Origin of the sequence: Streptomyces sp. RKND-216 (genome assembly GCF_004795255.1) — a bacterium.
Classification (GTDB): Bacteria; Actinomycetota; Actinomycetes; order Streptomycetales; family Streptomycetaceae; genus Streptomyces; species Streptomyces hazeniae.
Genome location: NZ_SSBQ01000002.1, coordinates 3,788,483 through 3,807,940 on the forward strand (window position 1 = coordinate 3,788,483; position 19,458 = coordinate 3,807,940).

Annotated in this window: 13 protein-coding genes; 7 read left to right on the plus strand and 6 right to left on the minus strand. The window is 73.2% G+C overall.

From position 1 onward, the window contains the following. Positions 1-116: 116 nt before the first annotated feature. The 5 genes from E4198_RS16865 to E4198_RS16885 form a co-directional block, all read right to left on the minus strand. Complete coding sequence (locus E4198_RS16865) at positions 117-1,067, minus strand: carbohydrate ABC transporter permease (RefSeq protein WP_136183891.1); 951 nt, start codon at positions 1,065-1,067, stop codon at positions 117-119. Beyond that, on the minus strand, positions 1,064-2,341 hold the full coding sequence (locus E4198_RS16870; RefSeq protein WP_247597941.1) for a sugar ABC transporter permease: 1,278 nt from the start codon (positions 2,339-2,341) through the stop codon (positions 1,064-1,066). The genes E4198_RS16865 and E4198_RS16870 overlap by 4 nt, the downstream gene beginning before the upstream one ends. A 157-nt stretch (positions 2,342-2,498) precedes the next feature. Beyond that, positions 2,499-3,875, minus strand: coding sequence for an extracellular solute-binding protein (locus E4198_RS16875; RefSeq protein ID WP_136183893.1), 1,377 nt, complete (start codon positions 3,873-3,875; stop codon positions 2,499-2,501). A 64-nt stretch (positions 3,876-3,939) separates the two neighbouring features. Beyond that, positions 3,940-5,619 carry a glycoside hydrolase family 13 protein gene (locus E4198_RS16880; protein ID WP_136183894.1) on the minus strand — a complete coding sequence of 560 codons (1,680 nt, stop codon included), beginning with the start codon at positions 5,617-5,619 and terminating at the stop codon, positions 3,940-3,942. Positions 5,620-5,865: 246 nt separating this feature from the next. Further along, positions 5,866-7,131, minus strand: coding sequence for an ABC transporter substrate-binding protein (locus E4198_RS16885; RefSeq protein ID WP_136183895.1), 1,266 nt, complete (start codon positions 7,129-7,131; stop codon positions 5,866-5,868). A 198-nt stretch (positions 7,132-7,329) separates the two neighbouring features. On the opposite strand from E4198_RS16885, the gene E4198_RS16890 reads away from it, so the two are divergent. From E4198_RS16890 to E4198_RS24950, 4 genes are all read left to right on the plus strand, one after another. Then, positions 7,330-7,836 (plus strand): PadR family transcriptional regulator, encoded by a 507-nt coding sequence (locus E4198_RS16890; RefSeq protein ID WP_136183896.1) that lies wholly within the window; start codon positions 7,330-7,332, stop codon positions 7,834-7,836. Beyond that, positions 7,833-8,642, plus strand: coding sequence for an ABC transporter ATP-binding protein (locus E4198_RS16895; RefSeq protein WP_051308598.1), 810 nt, complete (start codon positions 7,833-7,835; stop codon positions 8,640-8,642). The genes E4198_RS16890 and E4198_RS16895 overlap by 4 nt, the downstream gene beginning before the upstream one ends. Before the next feature lie 2 nt (positions 8,643-8,644). Beyond that, complete coding sequence (locus E4198_RS16900) at positions 8,645-10,966, plus strand: FtsX-like permease family protein (RefSeq protein ID WP_136185439.1); 2,322 nt, start codon at positions 8,645-8,647, stop codon at positions 10,964-10,966. 159 nt (positions 10,967-11,125) lie between these two features. Then, complete coding sequence (locus tag E4198_RS24950) at positions 11,126-11,302, plus strand: hypothetical protein (protein ID WP_168711456.1); 177 nt, start codon at positions 11,126-11,128, stop codon at positions 11,300-11,302. A gap of 42 nt (positions 11,303-11,344) precedes the next feature. On the opposite strand, the gene E4198_RS16905 is transcribed toward E4198_RS24950, so the two are convergent. Continuing rightward, positions 11,345-14,380 (minus strand): FHA domain-containing protein, encoded by a 3,036-nt coding sequence (locus E4198_RS16905; RefSeq protein WP_136183897.1) that lies wholly within the window; start codon positions 14,378-14,380, stop codon positions 11,345-11,347. 442 nt (positions 14,381-14,822) lie between these two features. On the opposite strand from E4198_RS16905, the gene E4198_RS16910 reads away from it, so the two are divergent. From E4198_RS16910 to prfB, 3 genes are all read left to right on the plus strand, one after another. Continuing rightward, positions 14,823-16,532 (plus strand): serine/threonine-protein kinase, encoded by a 1,710-nt coding sequence (locus E4198_RS16910; protein ID WP_136183898.1) that lies wholly within the window; start codon positions 14,823-14,825, stop codon positions 16,530-16,532. A gap of 205 nt (positions 16,533-16,737) precedes the next feature. Next, the gene (locus E4198_RS16915) at positions 16,738-18,066 is read left to right on the plus strand and encodes a serine/threonine-protein kinase (protein WP_136183899.1); all 1,329 of its coding nucleotides are present in this window, start codon (positions 16,738-16,740) and stop codon (positions 18,064-18,066) included. A gap of 126 nt (positions 18,067-18,192) precedes the next feature. Beyond that, positions 18,193-19,311, plus strand: coding sequence for a peptide chain release factor 2 (gene prfB / locus E4198_RS16920; protein WP_136183900.1), 1,119 nt, complete (start codon positions 18,193-18,195; stop codon positions 19,309-19,311). Positions 19,312-19,458: the final 147 nt, after the last annotated feature.

The following is a 19,458-nucleotide window of genomic DNA, read 5'->3' on the forward strand; positions in this document are numbered from 1 at the left end:
GTGCCCGGCCCGACTGCACGGCGGAGGGCAGGTTACTCTCCCCAGTCCTGCCCTCCCCCGCGTCGGTGAGGAGACCCGGCATCCCCAGGATCCCGGGCTCCCCCGTCACTGCGGGCCTATTTGACCGAGCCCGCCATCACGCCGGAGACGAACTGCCGCTGGAAGGCGAAGAAGACCGCCAGCGGGATGACCATCGACATGAACGCGCCGGGTGCCAGTACGTCGATGTTGTTGCCGAACTGCCGGACCTGCTGCTGGAGCGCGATGGTGATCGGCGGCGAACCGGAGTCCGCGAAGATCAGCGCGACCAGCATGTCGTTCCAGACCCACAGGAACTGGAAGATGCCCAGCGAGGCGATCGCCGGTCCGCCCAGCGGCATGATGACGCGGGTGAACAGGCGGATCTCGCCGGCGCCGTCCAGCCGTGCGGCCTCCAGCAGCTCCTTCGGGATCTCCGCGAAGAAGTTGCGCAGCAGGAACACCGCGAAGGGGAGACCGAAGGCGGTGTGGAAGAGCACCACGCCGGGGATGGTCTCGAAGAGTCCCACCGCGTTGAACAGCTTCGCGACCGGGATCAGCGCCACCTGGATGGGGACGACCAGCAGGCCGACGACCACCAGGAACCACCAGTCGCGGCCGGGGAAGTCCATCCAGGCGAAGGCGTATCCGGCGAGCGAGCCGATGACGATGACCAGCACCGTCGACGGAATGGTGATCGCGATGGTCACGCCGAGCGAGCCGGTGATGGCGTCGTTGGCGAACAGCGCCTCGTAGTTCGCGCTGGTCAGTTGGCCCGGGTCGGTGAAGACCGTCCACCAGCCCGAATCGGCGATGTCGGCCGAATCGCGGAAGGACGAGCTCAGCAGGCCGGCCGTCGGCATCAGCCAGATCAGGGCGATGACGACGAGGGCGAACCGCACGAACGTACCGCCGGTGAGCGAGGTGAGCCGGGAGGCGACGGTGCGCCGGGGCTTCCCGTCGGCGGGTCCGGTCCCGGAGCCCGCCGCGGCTGCGGCCTGCTCCTTCCCGGGGGCCGGCACGGCCGGCGCGGGAGTGGGGGTACTCATCGTCGGTTCTCCCTCCGCAGGCGGCGGATGTTGATGACCATGACCGGCAGGACGAGCAGCAGCAGGAGCACCGCGAAGGCGCTGCCGAGGCCCTGGTTGGCGCCGCCACCGAAGGACACCAGGTAGAGCTGGAGGGCGAGGACACTCGCATCGGACTGCACCGCGCTGGGCGCGATGATGTACACGAGGTCGAAGATCTTCATCACGTTGATCATCAGCGTGACGAGGACGACGCCGAGCACCGGTGCGAGCAGCGGCACGGTCACCTTGCGGAAGACCTGCCATTCGCTGGCGCCGTCGACGCGTGCGGCCTCCAGGATCTCCCGGGGGACGCTGGCCAGTCCGGCGGCGATCAGCACCATCGCGAAGCCGGCCCACATCCAGAGGTAGGAGCCGATGATCGCGGGTGTGACGAGTGCCGGGCCGAGCCAGTCGACGCCGTTGTACGGTTCGCTGAAGTTGGCGGCCGGCAGTCGCAGGGTCGCGCCTTCGGCCTCCGCCGGCAGCGCGTACGTGCCGTCCTCGCCGGTGGTCGCGGTGGCGACGACCTCGCCGTCCTTGACCGCCTCGACGGCGATCCCGGCGAGAGCCTTCTCCTTCGGGTCGATCGTGCCGGCCTCGCCGCCGCCTCCCGGGGTGAAGTCCAGCCAGACGGTGCCGGTGACCTCGTCGCCGGAGGGCTGGGCGGTGCCCGCGGTCGCGGCCTGGGCCACGTCCTGCGGGGGCACGCCGACCAGCGGCAGGTTCGTCGGGTCGGCCGAGCCGACGGTGTCGGCGGTGACGAAGCCGCCGCCCTTGATCTCCTCCAGTCCGGCGTTCGGACGCGGCCGGGCTCCCGGCCAGGCGGAGGATTCGGCGAAGGTGTCGTGGACGCCGACCCACACGGCGTTGGCGACGCCGCGGTCGGGCTCCTGCTCGTAGACGAGCCGGAAGATGATGCCGACGGCCAGCATGGAGATCGCCATCGGCATGAAGATGATCAGCTTGAACGCGGTGGCGAACCGGAGCCTGTCGGTCAGTACGGCGAACATCAGACCGAGCAGGGTGGCGATCGACGGCGCGACGATCACCCAGATCAGGGTGTTCTGGACCGAGGTCAGGTTGTCGGGATCGGTGAAGATCTCGACGTAGTTGGCCAGACCGACGAAGGAGTCGCCCGCAGCGTCGAAGAAGCTGCGCCAGATCGAGTAGCCGATCGGGTAGACGACGAGTGCGCCGAGTAGCAGGAAGGCCGGGAGCAGGAAGCTGACGGCCACCCAGGGGCGGGCGCGCATCGCTGACACGCGCCCGCCCGCACCCGTACGGGCAGAGCTGCCGCCTGGACTGCTGGACTGGTCAGGTTCATCAGTTCCACGGCTTCCGGGGTCCTTGACTGCAGGAGCCCCGGAGCCACCCGCGGATGCTTGGGACATGAGAGATGGTCTCCTGCTGTCAGTTGCCGAACGCCTTGGCGGCGGACTTCTCCAGGGCCTGCATGGCGCCTTCGACGTCCTCGGGGTTCTTCAGGAAGTCCTGCAGGGCCTTCCACTCGCCCTCGCCCTTGGTGCCGCCGAAGGCCGCGGGGGCCTGGTCGGACATGTCGAAGCGGAAGTCGTCGCCCGAGTCGATGAGCGCCTGGGCGATCTCACGCTGGACGTCGTCCGGGTACGCGGCGGTGTCCAGACCCTTGTTCGGGGACAGGAAGCCGCCCTGCTCGGCCATGATGCGTGCGGCGTCCTTGGAGGCGAGGAAGGTCATCATGGCGTGGGCGGCCTTGGTGTCCTTCAGCGCCACCGCGGCGTCGCCCGCCGTCACGACCGGGGAGTCGCCCTCGCCGACGGCCGGGAACGGGAAGACCTGCGCGTCGGAGCCGATCTTGGCGTCGGTGTCGTTGGCGATGGTGACGCCGACGAAGTCGCCCTCGTAGACCATGGCGGCCTGCGGGGCCTCCAGGTCGGAGAAGGTCTTGGTGACCGACTCCGGGAACGGCGTCTGCAGAGCGCCGCTCTTGCCGCCGGTGAGCAGCTGGTCCTCACCGAAGAGCTCGCCGAGTGTGGTCAGCGCCTTCTCCACCGAGGGGTCGGTCCACTTGATCTCGTGGGCCGCCAGCTTGTCGTACATCTCCGGGCCGGCCTGCGAGAGGTAGACGTTCTCGAACCAGTCGGTCAGGGTCCAGCCGTCGGCGCCGCCGACGGAGACCGGCTCGACACCGGAGTCCGCGACGAGCTGCGCCGTGTCCAGGAAGTCCTGCCAGCTCTTCGGCTCCTCCGCGCCGGCGTTCTCGAAGGCGGCGGTGTTGTACCAGACCAGCGACTTGTTCGCGGCCTTGAAGTAGGCGCCGTACTGCTTGCCGTCGGCCTGGCCGAGTTCCTTCCAGCCGTCGGAGTAGTTCTCGTCGAGCTGCTCCTGGGTGGCCTTGTCGACCGGCTTGAGCCAGCCCTTCTCCGCGAACTGCTTCAGGACGCCCACCTGCGGCAGCATCGCGACGTCCGGCGGCGCGCCGCCCTCGATCTTGGAACCGATGAACGTCGCGACGTTGTCGCCGGTCGGGACGAACTCGACCTCGGCGCCGGTGCGCTTCTCGAACTCCGCCAGCGCCGTCTCGAAGTTCTTCTGCTCCGGACCGGTCCACACGGCCGCGACCTGGACGGTCTCGCCCTTCAGGTCCGGCAGTTCGACGGTCGCCTTGACGTCCTCGCTGCCGCCCGTCTCGTCGGTCTTGTCCTCGCCACCGCCGCCGCAGGCGGCGGTGAGGGAGAGGGCGAGCGCGGCGGTGGCCGCCGCGGCGGCGCGCCTGGCGCGGCCTCCGCCTGCGTTACGGATTCTCATCCGGTTGTTCCTTCCTCGCGGTTCGAGCCTGTCGGCTCCCGGAACGTCCGCCCCGGGAGCCGGGTCAGGCGGTGATGTGGTCGCTGATCCACCACGCGGCGGTGGATCCGGGCAGGTCGCCGCCCGTGTACGGGCCACTTGCCAGCAGCGGTGCGCCCGGGACGGGCGCGGGTGCCGGCGCGGTGCCGAAGTTGACGGCGCAGATGAGCCCGTCGCCTCGGACGAAGGTCAGGACGCTGGACGGGGAGTCCAGCCAGCGCAGCTCGCCGGTGCCGAGCTGCGGCAGGGTCTGGCGTAGCTGGAGCGCCTCGCGGTAGAGGTGCCAGAAGGAGTGCGGGTCGGCGAGCGCCCGGTCGGTGGCGTGGTCCGCGAACCACTCGGGCTGCGGCAGCCACGGCGGCCGGGTCGGCTCCATCCCGGAGGAGGTGAAGCCGAACGGCGAGGCGTGCCCGGACCACGGCAGCGGCACGCGGCAGCCGTCCCGGACCCGGCTGCGGTTGCCGGTGCGCCGGAAGATCGGGTCGGTGAGCAGCTCGTCGGGCAGGTCGACCTCGGGCAGACCCAGCTCCTCGCCCTGGTAGACGTACGCGCTGCCGGGCAGCGCCAGCATCAGCAGTGCGGCGGCGCGGGCGCGGTCGGAACCGAGGCAGCGGCCGTCGCCGGAGGCTTCGGCGTAGCGGGTGACCGAGCGGATCTGGTCGTGGTTGTTGAGCACCCAGGTGGTGGTGGAGCCGGTGCCGGCGATGTCGCGCATTGCTTCGGCGATCGACGTGCGGAAGGCGTCGGCGTTCCACGGCGCGCTCAGCAGGTCGAAGAAGAACGCCTGGTGCAGCTCGTCGGGCCGGATGTAGCGGGCGTGCTCGCGGGCGTTGGCCACGGACACCTCGCCGACCAGCAGCCGGTCGTGGCCGTCCTCGGCGGTGTATTCCTCGCACACCGCCCGCCAGCGGCGCCACACGTCGTGCACCTCGGGCTGGTTCCAGGCCAGCGGGTTGACCGAGTCCCGGGAGCGCTCGTCGGCGTGCGGGTCGTCGGAGTCCGGCAGGTCCGGGTGCTTGAACAGGCCGGCGGCGACATCGATGCGGAAGCCGTCGATGCCGCGGTCGAGCCAGAACCGCAGGACGCGGTCGAACTCCTCGCCGACCTCGGGGTTGCGCCAGTTCAGGTCCGGCTGCTCGGGGGTGAACATGTGCAAGTACCACTGCCCGGGCGTGCCGTCCGGCTCGGTGACCCGGCTCCAGGCCGGTCCGCCGAACATGGCGTGCCAGTTGTTCGGCGGTTCCTCGCCGTCCTTGCCGCGGCCGTCGGCGAAGTGGAACCGCTCGCGGGCGGCGGAGCCGGGCTCGGCCGCCAGTGCCTCGCGGAACCAGACGTGGTCGCTGGAGCAGTGGTTGGGAACGATGTCCAGCAGCAGTCGCATGCCGAGCCGACGGGCGTCGGCGACCATGCGGTCGAACTCCTCCAGGTCGCCGTAGACCGGGTCGACGTCGCAGTAGTCGGCGACGTCGTAGCCGTGGTCGTGCTGCGGCGAGGGGTAGAACGGGCTGAGCCACACGCCGTCCACGCCGAGCTTCTTCAGATAAGGCAGGCCCGTTCTCACGCCGGCGAGATCGCCGATGCCGTCCCCGGTGCTGTCCAGGAAGCTCCTGACGTACACCTGGTAGATGACCGCATCACGCCACCACTGCTCCGTGGCGCGGCTGGTGCGGGGCGGGAGGCCGTTCACGGCCGGGGCTGCCAACATCTTTCGCTGACCTGTACCTGACTCTCGGAGTTGCGCAGAGGCGACCACAGACGGGGTCGTCGGTTACATGCATGTTAAGTAAGCCCAGCGAGTCAGTGTCAACGAACGTGCAGAAGTGCGAGGGGAATGCCCGGTTTTGCGTCGAGCATCGTGAGCGGTCCGCTACCTAACTGTTGAGTAGCAAGCCCGCGGGCCAAGAAGTCCGACGGCGAGGACGGCGCCGGGGTGCGGCAGCGGTCCGGGGCGTCAGTCCTCGCGGGCGATGGCCGTCAGTTCCCGGCGCAGCCGGTTCACGGCGTCGCCGGGGGACTGGCGCAGCGACAACACGTCGTGCGCCACCGCCTGCACGGCCAGGCTCACCTGGTCGTAGCGCGGGCTCTTGGGACGCGGCTCGGCGGTAAGGATGCTCTTCCTGAGCGTCGGAAGATAGGGGTGTTCCCCCACAAGTTCCGGATCGTTGTAGAGATCCGCGCGCACCGGCGGCAGCGCCCCCTCGGCCAGCACACGCCGCTGCACCGGCTCGCTCGTCAAGTAGGCGATCAGGTCCGCGGCGGACTCGCGGTGCCGGGAGTGGGCGCTGACCGCCAGGTTGGAGCCGCCGAGCACGCTCGTGCCCGGCCCGTCCGGCCCGGGGATGCGGACGGCGCCGACCTTCCCCGCCACCGCCGAGTCCTCGTCGCCGTTGGCGAGCTGGTACACGTACGGCCAGTTGCGCAGGAACAGCAGCTCGCCCTTCTGGAAGGCGATCCGCGACTCCTCCTCCTTGTAGTCCAGCGCCGCGCGGGGGATCCAGCCCTCCCGCACCCCGTCGGCCAGGAAGTCCAGGCCCTCACGGGTCGCACCGTCCACGGTGACCTTCGCGCCCTCGTCGCCGAGCAGCGAGCCTCCGGAGGACCGCACGGCCTCGGTGACGTTCGCGGTCAGTCCCTCGTACGGCAGGAACTGTCCGGCGTAGCCGTCCAGGTCGTACTTCGGGGCGATCTCCCGCGCCTGGCGGGCGAGTTCGTCCCAGGTGCGGGGCGGCTCGGCGCCCTCCTTCGCCAGGACGTCCTTGCGGTAGTACAGCAGCCCCGCGTTGGTGACGTAGGGGACGGCGTACAGCCGGTCGTCGAAGGTCGCGGTGTCCAGCACCGGCGGGAGGAAGCTGTCCAGCGGGAAACGGGACCGGTCCAGCGGTGAGATCCATCCGGCGGCGGCGAACTCCGACGTCCACGCCACGTCGATGTTGAGGATGTCGAAGCGCGGACTCCCCGAACGCAGCTCGGTGATCATCTGCGACCGCGTCTCGTCCGCCGAGTCCGGCAGCTCGACCAGCTTCACCCGCTGATCGGGGTGCTCCCGGTTCCAGTCCCGCAGCAGCGGACCCAGGTAGCGGGTGAGGTCGCCGGCCGTGGCCAGCGTCATCGGCCCCCGCTCGTCCGGCCGCTCGTCCTGCTGCGCGCAGGCCGTATAGCCGGTCACCAGCAGGGCGGTCACCAGAAGGCTCCTGCCTGCGGCCCGCATCCACCGCATTTTCGGTGCCTCCCTCAGATCGTCGGCCGGTTCCTTGCCCCGGTGATCCGGGCTCATATATACCCGTTAGGCATGGGCGATACTAGGGTGTGGCGACCGGGCCGGGGAGGGTCGGGGAGCGGGCCCCGGTGGCGGCCCTACGACAAGGGGTGGTGAGCGCACCACGCCGCAGGCCCGAACCGGAGGAGGAGAGCGCGCGTGCGTCTGCCGCTCATGGCCCTCCTCGCCCGTGGCCCGGCGCACGGCTACGAGCTCAAGGGAGAGCTTGAGAAGCTTCTGGGCAGCGCGTACCCTCAGCCCAACGTCGGGCAGATCTACGTCACCCTCGGGCGACTCGAGAAGTCGGGCCTGATCGAGGGCGAGGACGTCCCACAGACCAATCGCCCCAACAAGCGCACCTACCGGCTGACCCAGGCCGGGCGCGAGGCCGTTCTCGCGTGGTTCGAGGAGACGACGGACGAGCCGCGTATCCGGGACGAGTTCTTCATGAAACTCGCCCTGGCCACGCACTCCGGCCTGGCCGACCAGATCACCCTGATCAACAAACAGCGGCGTCAGTACCTCAACACCATGCGTGACCTGTCGAAGCTGGCGGTGGCGGGGGACCGGGACAACCGGATAGCCCAGCTGCTGATCGAGGGCGCGATGCTGCACCTGCAGGCCGACCTCGACTGGCTCGAGCGCTGCCAGGAGGAGCTGGAATGAGCGAGGACGCGGACTCCGCCCGAGCGGCGGAGGCGGCCGACGGCGCCCGCGAGAGCGAGCCGCTGGTGCGCGCCCGCGGCCTCACCAAGACCCATCGCGGCGAAGGCGCCCCCGTGTACGCCGTCCGCGGCGTCGACCTGGAGGTGCGGCGCGGCGAGTTCGTCGCCGTCACCGGCCCCTCCGGCGCCGGCAAGTCCACCCTGCTGCACCTGCTGGGAGGTCTCCAGCGCCCCGACGGCGGCAGCCTGTGGATCGACGGCCGCTGCATGGACGACCTCAGCGAGTCCCGTTGGGCCGTGACCCGGCGCAGCGGCATCGGCATCGTCTTCCAGTTCTTCAACCTGGTGACGAACCTCACCGTCGCCGACAACATCGAGCTGCCCGCCCTCCTGGCCGGCGCCTCCCCGCGGGACGCCCGCGCCGGGCGGCGCGAACTCCTCGACGAACTGGGTCTCACGGGCAAGGAACGCGCCATGCCGGCCGAACTGTCCGGTGGCGAACAGCAGCGCGTCGCCCTGGCCCGCGCACTGGTCAACCACCCCGGCATCCTGCTCGCCGACGAACCCGCCGGCAGCCTGGACAGCAAGGGCACCCGCGAGGTCATCCGCCTGCTGGGCCGCTTCCACCAGCGCGGCCAGACCATCGTCATGGTCACCCACGACGCGCGGATGGCCAGTGCCGCCGACCGTGTCATCAGCTTCTTCGACGGGCGCATCCTCGATGACGCCGACCTCGCCGCCGGCGGCGGCAACCGTTCCGGCAAGGCTCCCGGGGGCGTCACCGGCGTGCTGGAACTGGGCACATGACCGTGCGCGCGACTCTGCGCTGGGCGCACGCCGACCTGCGGGCCCACCGGGGACAGACCCTGTTCACCGTCCTCACCACCGCAGGCATCATCGCCTCCCTCGTGCTCGCCGCAGCGCTGTTCAGCTACGCCACCAACCCGTGGGAGCGCGTCTTCACCCAGACCCGCGGCGCCCACGTCTGGCTCCACACCACCGCCGACGCCCCCGCAGGCGAACTCGTCTTCCTCGACGGCGTCCGCGACGCGGCCGGGCCGTACCCCACCACCCGCACGTCCGCCGAGGCGCGCGGTGTCCGGGCCGGGGTGGAACTGCGTTCCGCGGAGGCGACCGAGCCCCGGGTCGCCCGCCCCCAGATCGCCGCCGGCGACTGGCTCGACCCCGGCGCCCCCGACGGCATCGTGCTGGAGCGCTCGCTCGCCGAGGCCTTGTGGGTCGAACCCGGAGACGCCCTCACCTTCCCCGGCGGGCAGGCGGCCGACGGCCCGCAGACGCTGGAAGTCGTCGGCGTTGCCGAGACCGCCGAACTCCACTACCGGCCCGGCGAACAGCCCGGCATCGCCTGGGCGCTGCCCGACGCCTTCGCCCGAACCGCCGCCGAGGGCCGCGGCGGCCAGGCGGTCGGGCTGCGCCTGAAACAGCCCGAAGACCTGGACTTCCTCGTCCAGCGCGTGGTCACGGTGCTCGGCGCCGACCAGGTCACTCAGGTCACCAAGTGGCAGGAGGCCCGCTCCGACGCGGAGGACGGCTACCGCCTGCTCGGCCTGGTCTTCGGCATCTTCGGGTTCGGTGCGCTGCTCGCCGGTGCCCTCGTCGCCTCTGGCGCGATCAGCACCCGCATCCGGGGACAGCTCCGCGACATCTCCGTGCTCAAGGCCATCGGCTTCACGCCCGGCCAGGTCGTCCGCGTCTTCCTCGCCCAGCACCTGGGCATGGCACTCCTCGCGGTCGCCGTCGGCACCGGCCTGACCCTCGCCCTAGGCCCCCACATACCCGGCCGCATCGGCGAGGCGATGTCGGTGTGGCACCAGCTCCCAGGACACCTGCTGCTGCTCGCCGGTATCCCGGCCGGAGCGGTGCTCGTCATCGTCGTCGCCACGACACTCGCCGCCTGGCGCGCCGGACGGGTGCCGCCGGTGCCCGCCTCCCGCGCCGCCCTGCCGTCCGCCGGCCCGGTCACCCCGCTCACCCGGCGCTTCCTCGGCCTGTCCTTCTCCTCCACCGTCCTCCTCGGCTGGCGCGGTGCCTTCCCGCGCCGCGCCCGCGCCGTCACCGCCGTCGCCCGGCTCACCGTCCCGCTCACGCTCATCACGATCGCGCTGAGCGTGTGGACCACCATCGACCGCTTCCAGGAGGCCCCCGGAAGCATCGGCCTGCCCGCGGCTCTGACCGCCCGCTCCGCGCAGGGCGGCGAACTCGGTCCGCAGGAGACCCGGCGACTGCTCGCCGAGCACCGCGAGGTCGACGCCGTCCACCCCGGGGCGGAGGTCGCCGCCCTCGTCCCCGGCCAGACCGGCACCATCACCCTGCGCGGCCTGGGCACGCAGGAGGACCCCTACCCGTTCACCCTCGCCGAGGGGGAATACCCGGACGGGCCCGACGAGGCCGTCGCCGGGCAGGGGCTGATGGACCTGCTGCAGGTCGAGATCGGCGACTGGGTGCGGATGACCGTCGAGGGCAGACCGCAGATCCTGCACCTCGTCGGCCGCAGCCTCGAACCCGAGGACGGCGGCAAGGTCGTCTCCACCTCACTGGACACCCTGCGGGAACGCGACGCCGACCTGCGGCCGGAGTTCTCCCTGCTGTTGCTCGAACCCGGCGCCGACCCGCGCGCCGTCAGCTCCCAACTCGCCGAGAACGCCCCCGGCGGCCTGGAGATATGGGAGGTCCCCAACCCCGCGGACGGGCTGGCCCCCGCCCTGTGGGGGATCGCCGGACTGGTCACCGTCCTGGCGCTGATCGGCCTGACCGAACTCCTCACGTCCATCGGCTCGTTCGTCCGCGACCGGAGCCGGGACCTGCTCGCCCTGCGGGCCATCGGGCTCACGCCGCGGCAGATCAGCGGCGTCATCGTGGCCTCGGCGGGCTTCATCTCGCTGGCCGCGGCGCTCATCGGCACCACGCTGGGCGTGCTGCTCAGCGGCTGGCTCATCGACCTCCAGGGAGCGATGAGCGGCATCGGCTCGGGCATCGCCGCGCTGCCGTCCTTCTGGACGCTCCTCGCCCTCGCGGCCACCGCGGTGTGCGGCGCCGTCGCCGCAGCCGCCCTCCCGGCGGCCCGCATCACCCGCCGCCGCCTCGCCGATTCGCTGAGCGCGACGCTCTGACCCCGTGGCTGACCCCGTGGCGGGCCCGCCGCCGTGGGGGCAGGCCCAAGCGGAGAGGAGGCCGGCGGAGGAGAGGTGGGGGATCTCGGGGGCGGTGCAGGTGGTCCGGGTCAGGGCCAGGAGCGGGGCGGAGTCGTCGGCGCCCGGGAGTCGGGAGCGATGCTCGACGAGGCGGCCGAGGTCTCGCGAGTCGAAGGGCTTGTTCTCCAGCCACTTGACGGCGCCGACGCATGTGACCTTCTTCGCCACGGGGGAGCGGCCGGCGCCGACGAGGTCGATCTCGGGATTGTCGGTGCGGGTCCCGACCTGATGCTTTCGCTGGAGAGATTTCTTTGACGAAAGCATGACGCCCCGAGGGTTCGCAGGGTGTCTCGCGCGTCAGGTGGGGGAGGCGTGGCGGGTCGGGGCGGCGGCCGGGCGGGCTGCGCGGGTCATCGCGCTGGCCAGGAGGGCGAGGTCGGTCGGCCCGTTGCCCAGTTCGCGGACCGTGCGGCGGGTCGGGGGGTCGCCCGCCCGCGCCCAGTCGAGCGGGACGACCGTCGGCCGGAGTGTGGCCGTGCGGGGGATGCGCCCGGAGACGCGCCCGCCCTGGAAGGGGAGGGAGGTGCCGTCCGGGAGGCGCAGGGAGCCGCGACCGGGAACCGGGTCGTCGCCGTCGCGGCCGGTGAGACGCACCTCGAACGCGGCGCCGCGCGCCGTCGCGGTGTCGGCGACGGCGTCGGGGCGGCCGGAGGCGGCGATCAGGTGCACGCCGAGCCGCGCACCGTCGCGGGCCACGGCCTCCAGCGCGCGGACGACCGAACCGGCCGACGGCCGCCCCGGGTTGCCCAGCGCCGGGTCGACCAGGGTGTCGAAGTCGTCGACCAGGACGACGAGTCGGGGCAGTGGGGGCCCGGCGTGGCGTGCCGTGCCTGCTGTGCCGAGCGGGCGGCGAGGGGAGACCACGCGGGTGGCGTCCGGCGGAGGGCTGTCAAAGGACCGGCCCTCCGCGACGAGTTCGGCCCGGCGTTTCAGCTCGGCGCTGAGCGACTGGGCGAACTCCCGCATCCGCACCGGGTCGCCGGCGACGAGGTGGTCACCGGCGGGCGGCAGGTCCGCGCACGCGGACAGGCCGCCGCCGGCGGCCGCGCGATCCGCGTCGCCGTCGACGATCATGAGGGCGAGCCGGTCGGTGGGGGTGTCGGCGGCCAGCGAGGCGGCAACCGCGCGCAGCAGCTCCGTCTTGCCCGAACCGGCAGGGCCGGTGAGGAGGAGGTGCGGGTGCGTGGCGGTGAGCGCGGCAGTGACCGGACCTCGCGGCCCCGCTCCCAGGGTGAGCGGCAGTCGTGTCGGCTGCGCGGCGGAAGCCGCCCACCGGGAGAGCAGCGCCGACGGGGTGGCGCGCGCCAGGCCCAGCTCGTCGAGCAGCCGGCATGTCCGGGGCAGGGCGGCCGGGACGCGCGGAACGTCGGCGGCTGGGGACCCGGGCGGGGAGCCGTCGGCCTCGCGCAGCGGTGCCAGGGCGCGTGCGAAGCGCTCGGCCCAGGCGGCGGACACGCCGTCCATGGTGGCCACCGTGCCGTCCGCGTGCCGACGGCCGGGGCGCACTATCCGTACGGCGGTCGCCACCGCGCCGCTGAGCAGCGCGAACGTGCCGCACGAGCGGAACGGCGGTGACGCCTCACCGGCGGCGCGGACAGTGTCGTCCAGCGGGGAGGCCGGTGTCGCCGACGGCGTCTCGGCCAGGCACAGCACATGGATGCCCGCCGCGGCGCCCTCGGCGGCCAGCCGGGCGACGGCGTCCCGCACAGGGGCCGGGCCGGGGTCGCCGTCCACGACCAGGACGGTGCGCGGGCCCCGGTACGCGGCGGGGGAGACGGATGCGGTTTCGTCGAGGCGGCGGACCAGTTCGCTCGTGCGGGCGGCGGCCTGGTCGCAGTCGTAGGCGACGAGCAGTCGGCAGTCCTGTCCGTGCGCGGGCCGTACGTGGGGCAGCCAGCCGAGCCAGGCCCACTCCCGGGTGCGGTCGGCCACGTCGCGCGCACCGTCGGCGGCGATGAGCACGGTCTCCAGCGCGCCGGGCCCGTGCAGGGCGGTGAGTTGGGCGAGGAGCGCGCGGGCGAGCGCGGCGAGCCGTGTGCGGGGCCCGGCCATGCCGAGGGAGCCGGAGGTGCGGAGATCGACGGTGACAGGCTCACCCGGCCCGTGGCTGCGGTGCGCGATGCCGATCCGCACGGTCAGGGCGTGCGGGTGCTGCGGCCCGCGCTCCCACAGCAGGGGGCCGGGGCCCAACGCGGTGAGCAGCACGGTGGCGAGGTCGGGCTGCGTCACGTCCCGCGCGGCGGGGCCGCCTTCCTGTGGCCCGGTGGCGCGGTGGGCGGCAGCCCCGCTGCGCGCGTCGAGACCCGGCGCCGCCTCCGCCCGCCAGGTCGCCCATTTCCGCGCCCAGCCGGTGAGCCCTCTGCCCAACGGCGCTGACGGCTCCGACGGCCCCGATGGCGCGGCGTCGCGGTGCGCGGCCTCCGGTTCCGTGCGGCGGCCGTCCGCGACAGACGAGCCGGGCGGTCCGGGGGGTCCGGGCGGTCCGGTCGTCGGGTCCTGGCCGCGACGGGCGGCGGCTCCGCCGCCTGGGGCGCGGCTGGGCGGCGGAACGCTGAGCGTTCCCGGCGCCTCCGGGCCGGTCACGGGACTGGGTGCCGGAGCCGGCTCGCCGGGGCCGCCGTCGGCGCCGGGGACTCCAGGCTGGGTGAGGCGGAGGCGGCCCTCGCCGTCCGGGACGGTGCCGAGCGGTACCGCGTCGCCCTCGGAAGTCTGGACGCGCGCCGCGGACTCGCCGAGGCGGACGGTGGCCCCCGCCCGCAGCGGCACCGTGCGGCCGCTCGGCACGTCCGAGCCGTCGAGCGCCGTGCCGTTGGTCGACTCCAGGTCGGTCACGGTGAGCTGCCCGGAGTCGGTGACCGTCACCGCGCAGTGCAGCCGGGAGACATCGGGGTCGTCGAGGGGCACGTCGGCTTCCGCGGAGCGGCCCAGCGTGACCCGTCCGCCGTGCAGGAGGTGCACGCCGCCCGCGTCGGGTCCGGCGACCACGTGCAGCCGGGCCCGCGCGCCGCCGGGCGCCTCCGCGTGCGCGGCGGGGGAGGGGGTGTACAGCGACACCTCCGCGCCGTCTACCAGCGGCGGTACGCCGACGATCTGCCGATGCGGGTCCAGCCGGTGTTCGCCGACGTACACCGGCACCGTCTCGTGACCCCGGTCGCGGTCGCGTTCGGGGCGCTCGCTCCGCTCGGCGCCGTCCGGCGCCCCGGCAGCCGCGGCGACCAGCCCCTCCGCGATGGTGGCCAGGACGGTGCCGCTCGGGGCCGTGACGACGACGTCGGTCGCACGCGCGGCGGCCTGCCCGCCGCGCGACGCCAGGACGCCCAGACGGATCTGCATCGGTCCCTCCCGCTTCCCACCACCGCGTGCGTCTGCTCCCGCAGGCGCTCTCCGGCATCCTCGCATCCGGCGCCGACATCCGGCCGCGCCCGCACCGCCACATGATCTTGATTGGCGCGTTCGGTGCGCAAGGTGTCCGAGGGGGATTGTGCGTGATCCGGCCGCGATCGGTCCGGCCCCGAGGGTGATCGCTCCCGGTCTCCGTCGCCGGGGTCCCGCCGGTGTGGGAGATCCCCCGGTCTTTTCGCCGCGGGGGCTCTCGTCCGGTGTCCGGGAAGACGCCCGCGCGGGAACCTGCGGCCCCGCCCGCACGTCTTCGACAGGAATGCGGTCGCCCCTGGGCCCGCAGGGCCCGCGTACGATCGCCTCGGCCCGGCCGCCGCCCGGCGCGACGGCCGTACAGTGGGCGGGACAGCAGTGCGAGACCCAAGGAGCGCATGACGTGCGGCCGGTAGGCAGCAAGTATCTCCTCGAGGAGCAGCTCGGGCGCGGGGCCACAGGCACCGTGTGGCGGGCGCGGCAACGGGAGGTCGCTGGGGACGAGGCCGCGGTCGCCGGGCACCCCGGTGAGGCCGTGGCGATCAAGGTCCTGCGCGAGGAGCTCGCCCACGACCCCGACGTGGTGATGCGCTTCCTGCGTGAGAGGTCCGCCCTGCTGCGCCTCACCCACCGCAACATCGTCCGCACCCGCGACCTCGTCGTGGAGGGCGACCTGCTGGCACTGGTGATGGACCTGGTCGAGGGCCCCGACCTGCACCGCTACCTGCGGGAGAACGGCACGTTCTCACCGGTCGGCGCCGCCCTGCTGACCGCCCAGATCGCCGACGCGCTGGCCGCCAGCCACGCGGACGGTGTGGTGCACCGCGATCTGAAACCGGCCAACGTGCTGCTGGCCGAGGGCCCGGACGGCATGCACCCGATGCTCACCGACTTCGGCATCGCCCGCCTCGCCGACTCGCCCGGCCTCACCCGCACCCAGGAGTTCGTCGGCACCCCGGCCTACGTGGCGCCCGAGTCGGCCGAGGGCCGCGAGCAGACCTCCGCCGTCGACGTGTACGGCGCGGGCATCCTGCTCTACGAACTCATCAGCGGACGCCCGCCGTTCGGCGGCGACTCCACCCTGCAGGTGCTGCGCCGCCACCTCGACGACGAGCCGCAGCGTCCCCCCGGTGTCCCCGACCCGCTGTGGACGGTGATCGAGCGCTGCCTGCGCAAGCAGCCCGCCCAGCGCCCCAGCGCCGTCAACCTCGGGCGTGCCCTGCGGACGGTCGCGGCGGGCATCGGCGCGCAGGCCACCCCGCAGCAGGCGGGCGCCGCGATGGGCGTCGCCGCGCTGCTCGCGCCCGACCCCGAGCCGACCACCGTGCCGGACGGCCGACTGATCGGCGAGTCCGCGCCGACCGAGGTCCTGCCGCAGGGCGGCGCCGCCGCGTACGACGGTCACAGCGGCCCGGGGCAGGGCGGCTACGGGTACGACCCGAACGCCGCCACCAGCGTGATGCCGCAGACCGGCGGACCCGGCGGCCATGGCGGGCCCGGCGGCTCCGAGGACGCCACCCGTGTCATGCCCACCGGCGGTCCCGGCGGACCGGGCGGGCCGCAGCAGTACCCCGAGCAGCCGCCGCAGCCGGAGGGCCCCCACCCGTGGGAGAGCCAGCTGCGTGCGGCCCGCGACCGCAACGAGCAGACCCAGGTTCAGCCGCTCGACCCGTCCCTCGACCCGCTGCGCCGCCGCCCCCAGCGCCGGGCCCAGCAGCCCCCGCCGCCGGCGCGCCCGCAGCAGCAGCGTCCGCAGCCCCGCCGGCAGTCCTACGGCGGCGCCCCGGAGGCGCCGTCCCGCCCGCCGGCGCGCCGCCCCGAACAGCCCGCCCCGCAGCGGTACGAGCCCCGGCGTCCCGCGCCGCGCGAGGCACCGGCCCGCGAGCCGCGCCGTCGCAGCGCGAACCCGACGCGCATCCCGGGCCTGGGCTGCCTGAAGGGCTGCCTGGTCTCGATCCTGATCCTGGTCGTCATCGCCGTGCTGGTGTGGAACTTCACGCCGCTGCCGGAGTGGTGGGAGACCGGTCAGCAGTGGTGGGATCAGACCAAGGAGTTCTTCAACGACGTCGGCGACTTCTTCAGCAGCGCCGAGGACGCCACGGGCGGGCAGTAGCACCCTCCGGACGGCACGTCACCGGGGAGATTTGTCGACTCCGGGAGGGTAAAACCCTCGCATTCACGACATATCACCCCCGTTCTCCCGCCCACAGGGGTCCACGGCGCGTACTTTGTCGCCGTGCGGCCCCTCTTCCGTGACGGCGGGGCCGGTCACTCGGCGCACTCGGCTCACCCCACCCGGCTTCAGCGAGGGACGGAACGTGGCACGGAAGATCGGCAGTCGCTACACCGCTCGGCAGATCATCGGACGCGGCAGCGCGGGCACCGTATGGCTCGCGGACGGCCCCGACGGCCCGGTCGCCGTCAAGCTGCTGCGGGACGACCTGGCCTCGGACGAGAACCTGGTCGACCGCTTCGTGCAGGAACGGGCCGCGCTGCTCTCCCTCGACCACCCGCACGTCGTCGGCGTGCGCGACCTGGTCGTGGACGGCGCCGACCTGGCCCTGGTCATGGACCTGGTCCGGGGCACCGACCTGCGCACCCGGCTGGAACGCGAACGACGTCTTGCGCCCGAGGTCGCCGTCGCGATCTGCGCGGACGTCGCCGACGCGCTCGCCGCCGCCCACGCCGCGGGCGTCGTCCACCGTGACGTGAAGCCGGAGAACGTGCTGCTCGACGCACACGGCCCCGGCGGGCCGGGCGGAGCGCCGCCGGCCCTGCTCACCGACTTCGGCGTGGCCAAGCTCATCGACTCGCCCCGGCGGCGGGCCGCCGCAGGGCTCCCGGCGGGCGCCGCGGGGGGCGCCTCGGGGCCGGGCGCGGCGACGGGGGGCGAGCGCGCCCCGCGCGGACTCATCGGCACCCCCGACTACCTGGCCCCCGAACTCGTCGAAGGGCTGCCGCCGCGTGCCTTCGTCGACGTCTACGCCCTCGCGACCGTGCTCTACGAGCTGCTCGCCGGATTCACGCCGTTCGGCGGCGGACACCCCGGCGCGGTGCTGCGGCGGCACGTCACCGAGACCGTCGCCCCGCTGCCCGGCATCCCGGACGAGCTGTGGCAGGTCGTCCACCAGTGTCTGGCGAAAGCCCCGGCGTCCCGCCTGCGCGCCCCCGAACTGTCGGAGCGGCTGCGCGAGGTGCTGCCCCTGCTGCGGGGTCTGCCGCCGCTGGACATCGACGACCACCAGGACGAGCCGTACGACGCCGCCGACGGTGCCGCACCCGCCGTCGCGGGCGCCGACGAGGCGGCCGTACCGGCGCAGGTGCGACCGGAGCCGGGACGCGCCGCGGTGCCGCTGGTGCGCAGCAGCGCGGGCCCCGACGCGAACCGCGACACCCACACCTCGATGCGGGTGCCCGGCGCGGACGAGCTCGCCGGCGGCGCCCACGGTACGGCGCGCACGCCGCGGGCGGCGGGTGCGCGACGGGCCGGGTCGGCGCGCAACCGTGCGGCCGCCGCGGGGCGGCGGCGCCTGGTGCTGGCGGTCGCGGGAGTCGCCGTCGCGGCGGCGGTCGGCGTCGGAGGGTGGCTCGCGGCCGGGGATGACGGCACCTCGACGCGCCCCGCGCCCGCCGTCCAGCAGCCCTGACCGCGGGGCCGCCCCCTCCGCTTCCCCCGCACGACGGGTCCGGGGAGCCCCGGGCCCCGCTGCGGCGCCGCAGCGGGGCGCCCCCGGAGGGGCCGGGTCCGCCGGGCCAGCCGTTAGGCTGGGGGCGTGGCAGTCGTCGATGTATCCGAAGAGCTGAAGTCCCTCTCCTCCACCATGGAGTCGATCGAGGCAGTCCTCGACCTGGACAGGCTGAGGGCCGATATCGCCGCGCTCGAGGAGCAGGCGGCGGCCCCCGACCTGTGGGACGACGTGGACAACGCCCAGCAGGTCACCAGCAAGCTGTCCTACCTTCAGGGCCAGCTCCGCAAGGCCGAGGACCTGCGGTCCCGCATCGACGATGTCGGCGTGCTCTTCGAGCTCGCCGAGGACGAGGGCGACGCCGACGCCCGCGCCGAGGCGGAGCAGGAACTGGCGAGCGTCCGCAAGGCCGTGGAGGAGCTGGAGGTCCGGACGCTGCTGTCCGGGGAGTACGACCCGCGTGAGGCCGTGGTCAGCGTCCGCGCCGAGGCGGGCGGTGTCGACGCCGCCGACTTCGCCGAGCAGCTGATGCGGATGTACCTGCGCTGGGCCGAGCGCAAGGGTTACCCGACCGAGGTGTTCGACATCAGCTACGCGGAGGAGGCGGGCATCAAGTCCGCGACCTTCACCGTGAAGGCGCCGTACGCCTACGGCACGCTCTCCGTCGAGCAGGGCACGCATCGCATGGTCCGGATCTCGCCGTTCGACAACCAGGGCCGTCGCCAGACGTCGTTCTCCGGCGTCGAGGTGCTTCCCGTGGTGGAGCAGACGGACCACATCGACATCCCGGAGAACGAGCTCCGCATCGACGTGTTCCGTTCGTCCGGTCCGGGCGGCCAGTCCGTCAACACCACGGACTCCGCCGTGCGGATGACGCACATCCCGACCGGCATCGTCGTGTCGTGCCAGAACGAGAAGTCGCAGATCCAGAACCGCGCCGCGGCCATGCGGGTCATGCAGGCACGCCTCCTCGCCCACCGGCGGGAGGAGGAGCAGGCCAAGATGGACGCGCTCAAGGGCGACGGCGGCAACTCGTGGGGCAACCAGATGCGTTCCTACGTGCTGCACCCGTACCAGATGGTCAAGGACCTGCGGACGGAGCACGAGGTCGGCAACCCGCAGGGCGTGCTGGACGGCGACATCGACGCGTTCCTCGAGGCGGGCATCCGCTGGCGCAAGCAGCAGGAACAGGCCGGGCAGAACTGATCCGCGTCCCACGCAACACCCGTCCCGGCGATCTCCGAACGGTAACGATTTCCCGGCGTCCGGCCGCGCCAGTGGTCTGGGCCAGTGCCGCACCGCAGGCCCCGCACGTGCCCCGCGCAAAACGCACGTCCGCGCTCCGACATGCGG

What these genes read in the sequence shown, in the direction of transcription:
- E4198_RS16865 (WP_136183891.1), bottom strand. Translation starts at nt 1,067, where the DNA reads ATGAGTACCCCCACTCCCGCGCCGGCCGTGCCGGCCCCCGGGAAGGAG.
- E4198_RS16870 (WP_247597941.1), bottom strand. Translation starts at nt 2,341, where the DNA reads ATGCGCGCCCGCCCCTGGGTGGCCGTCAGCTTCCTGCTCCCGGCCTTC.
- E4198_RS16875 (WP_136183893.1), bottom strand. Translation starts at nt 3,875, where the DNA reads ATGAGAATCCGTAACGCAGGCGGAGGCCGCGCCAGGCGCGCCGCCGCG.
- E4198_RS16880 (WP_136183894.1), bottom strand. Translation starts at nt 5,619, where the DNA reads ATGTTGGCAGCCCCGGCCGTGAACGGCCTCCCGCCCCGCACCAGCCGC.
- E4198_RS16885 (WP_136183895.1), bottom strand. Translation starts at nt 7,131, where the DNA reads ATGCGGTGGATGCGGGCCGCAGGCAGGAGCCTTCTGGTGACCGCCCTG.
- E4198_RS16895 (WP_051308598.1), top strand. Translation starts at nt 7,833, where the DNA reads ATGAGCGAGGACGCGGACTCCGCCCGAGCGGCGGAGGCGGCCGACGGC.
- E4198_RS24950 (WP_168711456.1), top strand. Translation starts at nt 11,126, where the DNA reads ATGCTCGACGAGGCGGCCGAGGTCTCGCGAGTCGAAGGGCTTGTTCTC.
- E4198_RS16905 (WP_136183897.1), bottom strand. Translation starts at nt 14,380, where the DNA reads ATGCAGATCCGTCTGGGCGTCCTGGCGTCGCGCGGCGGGCAGGCCGCC.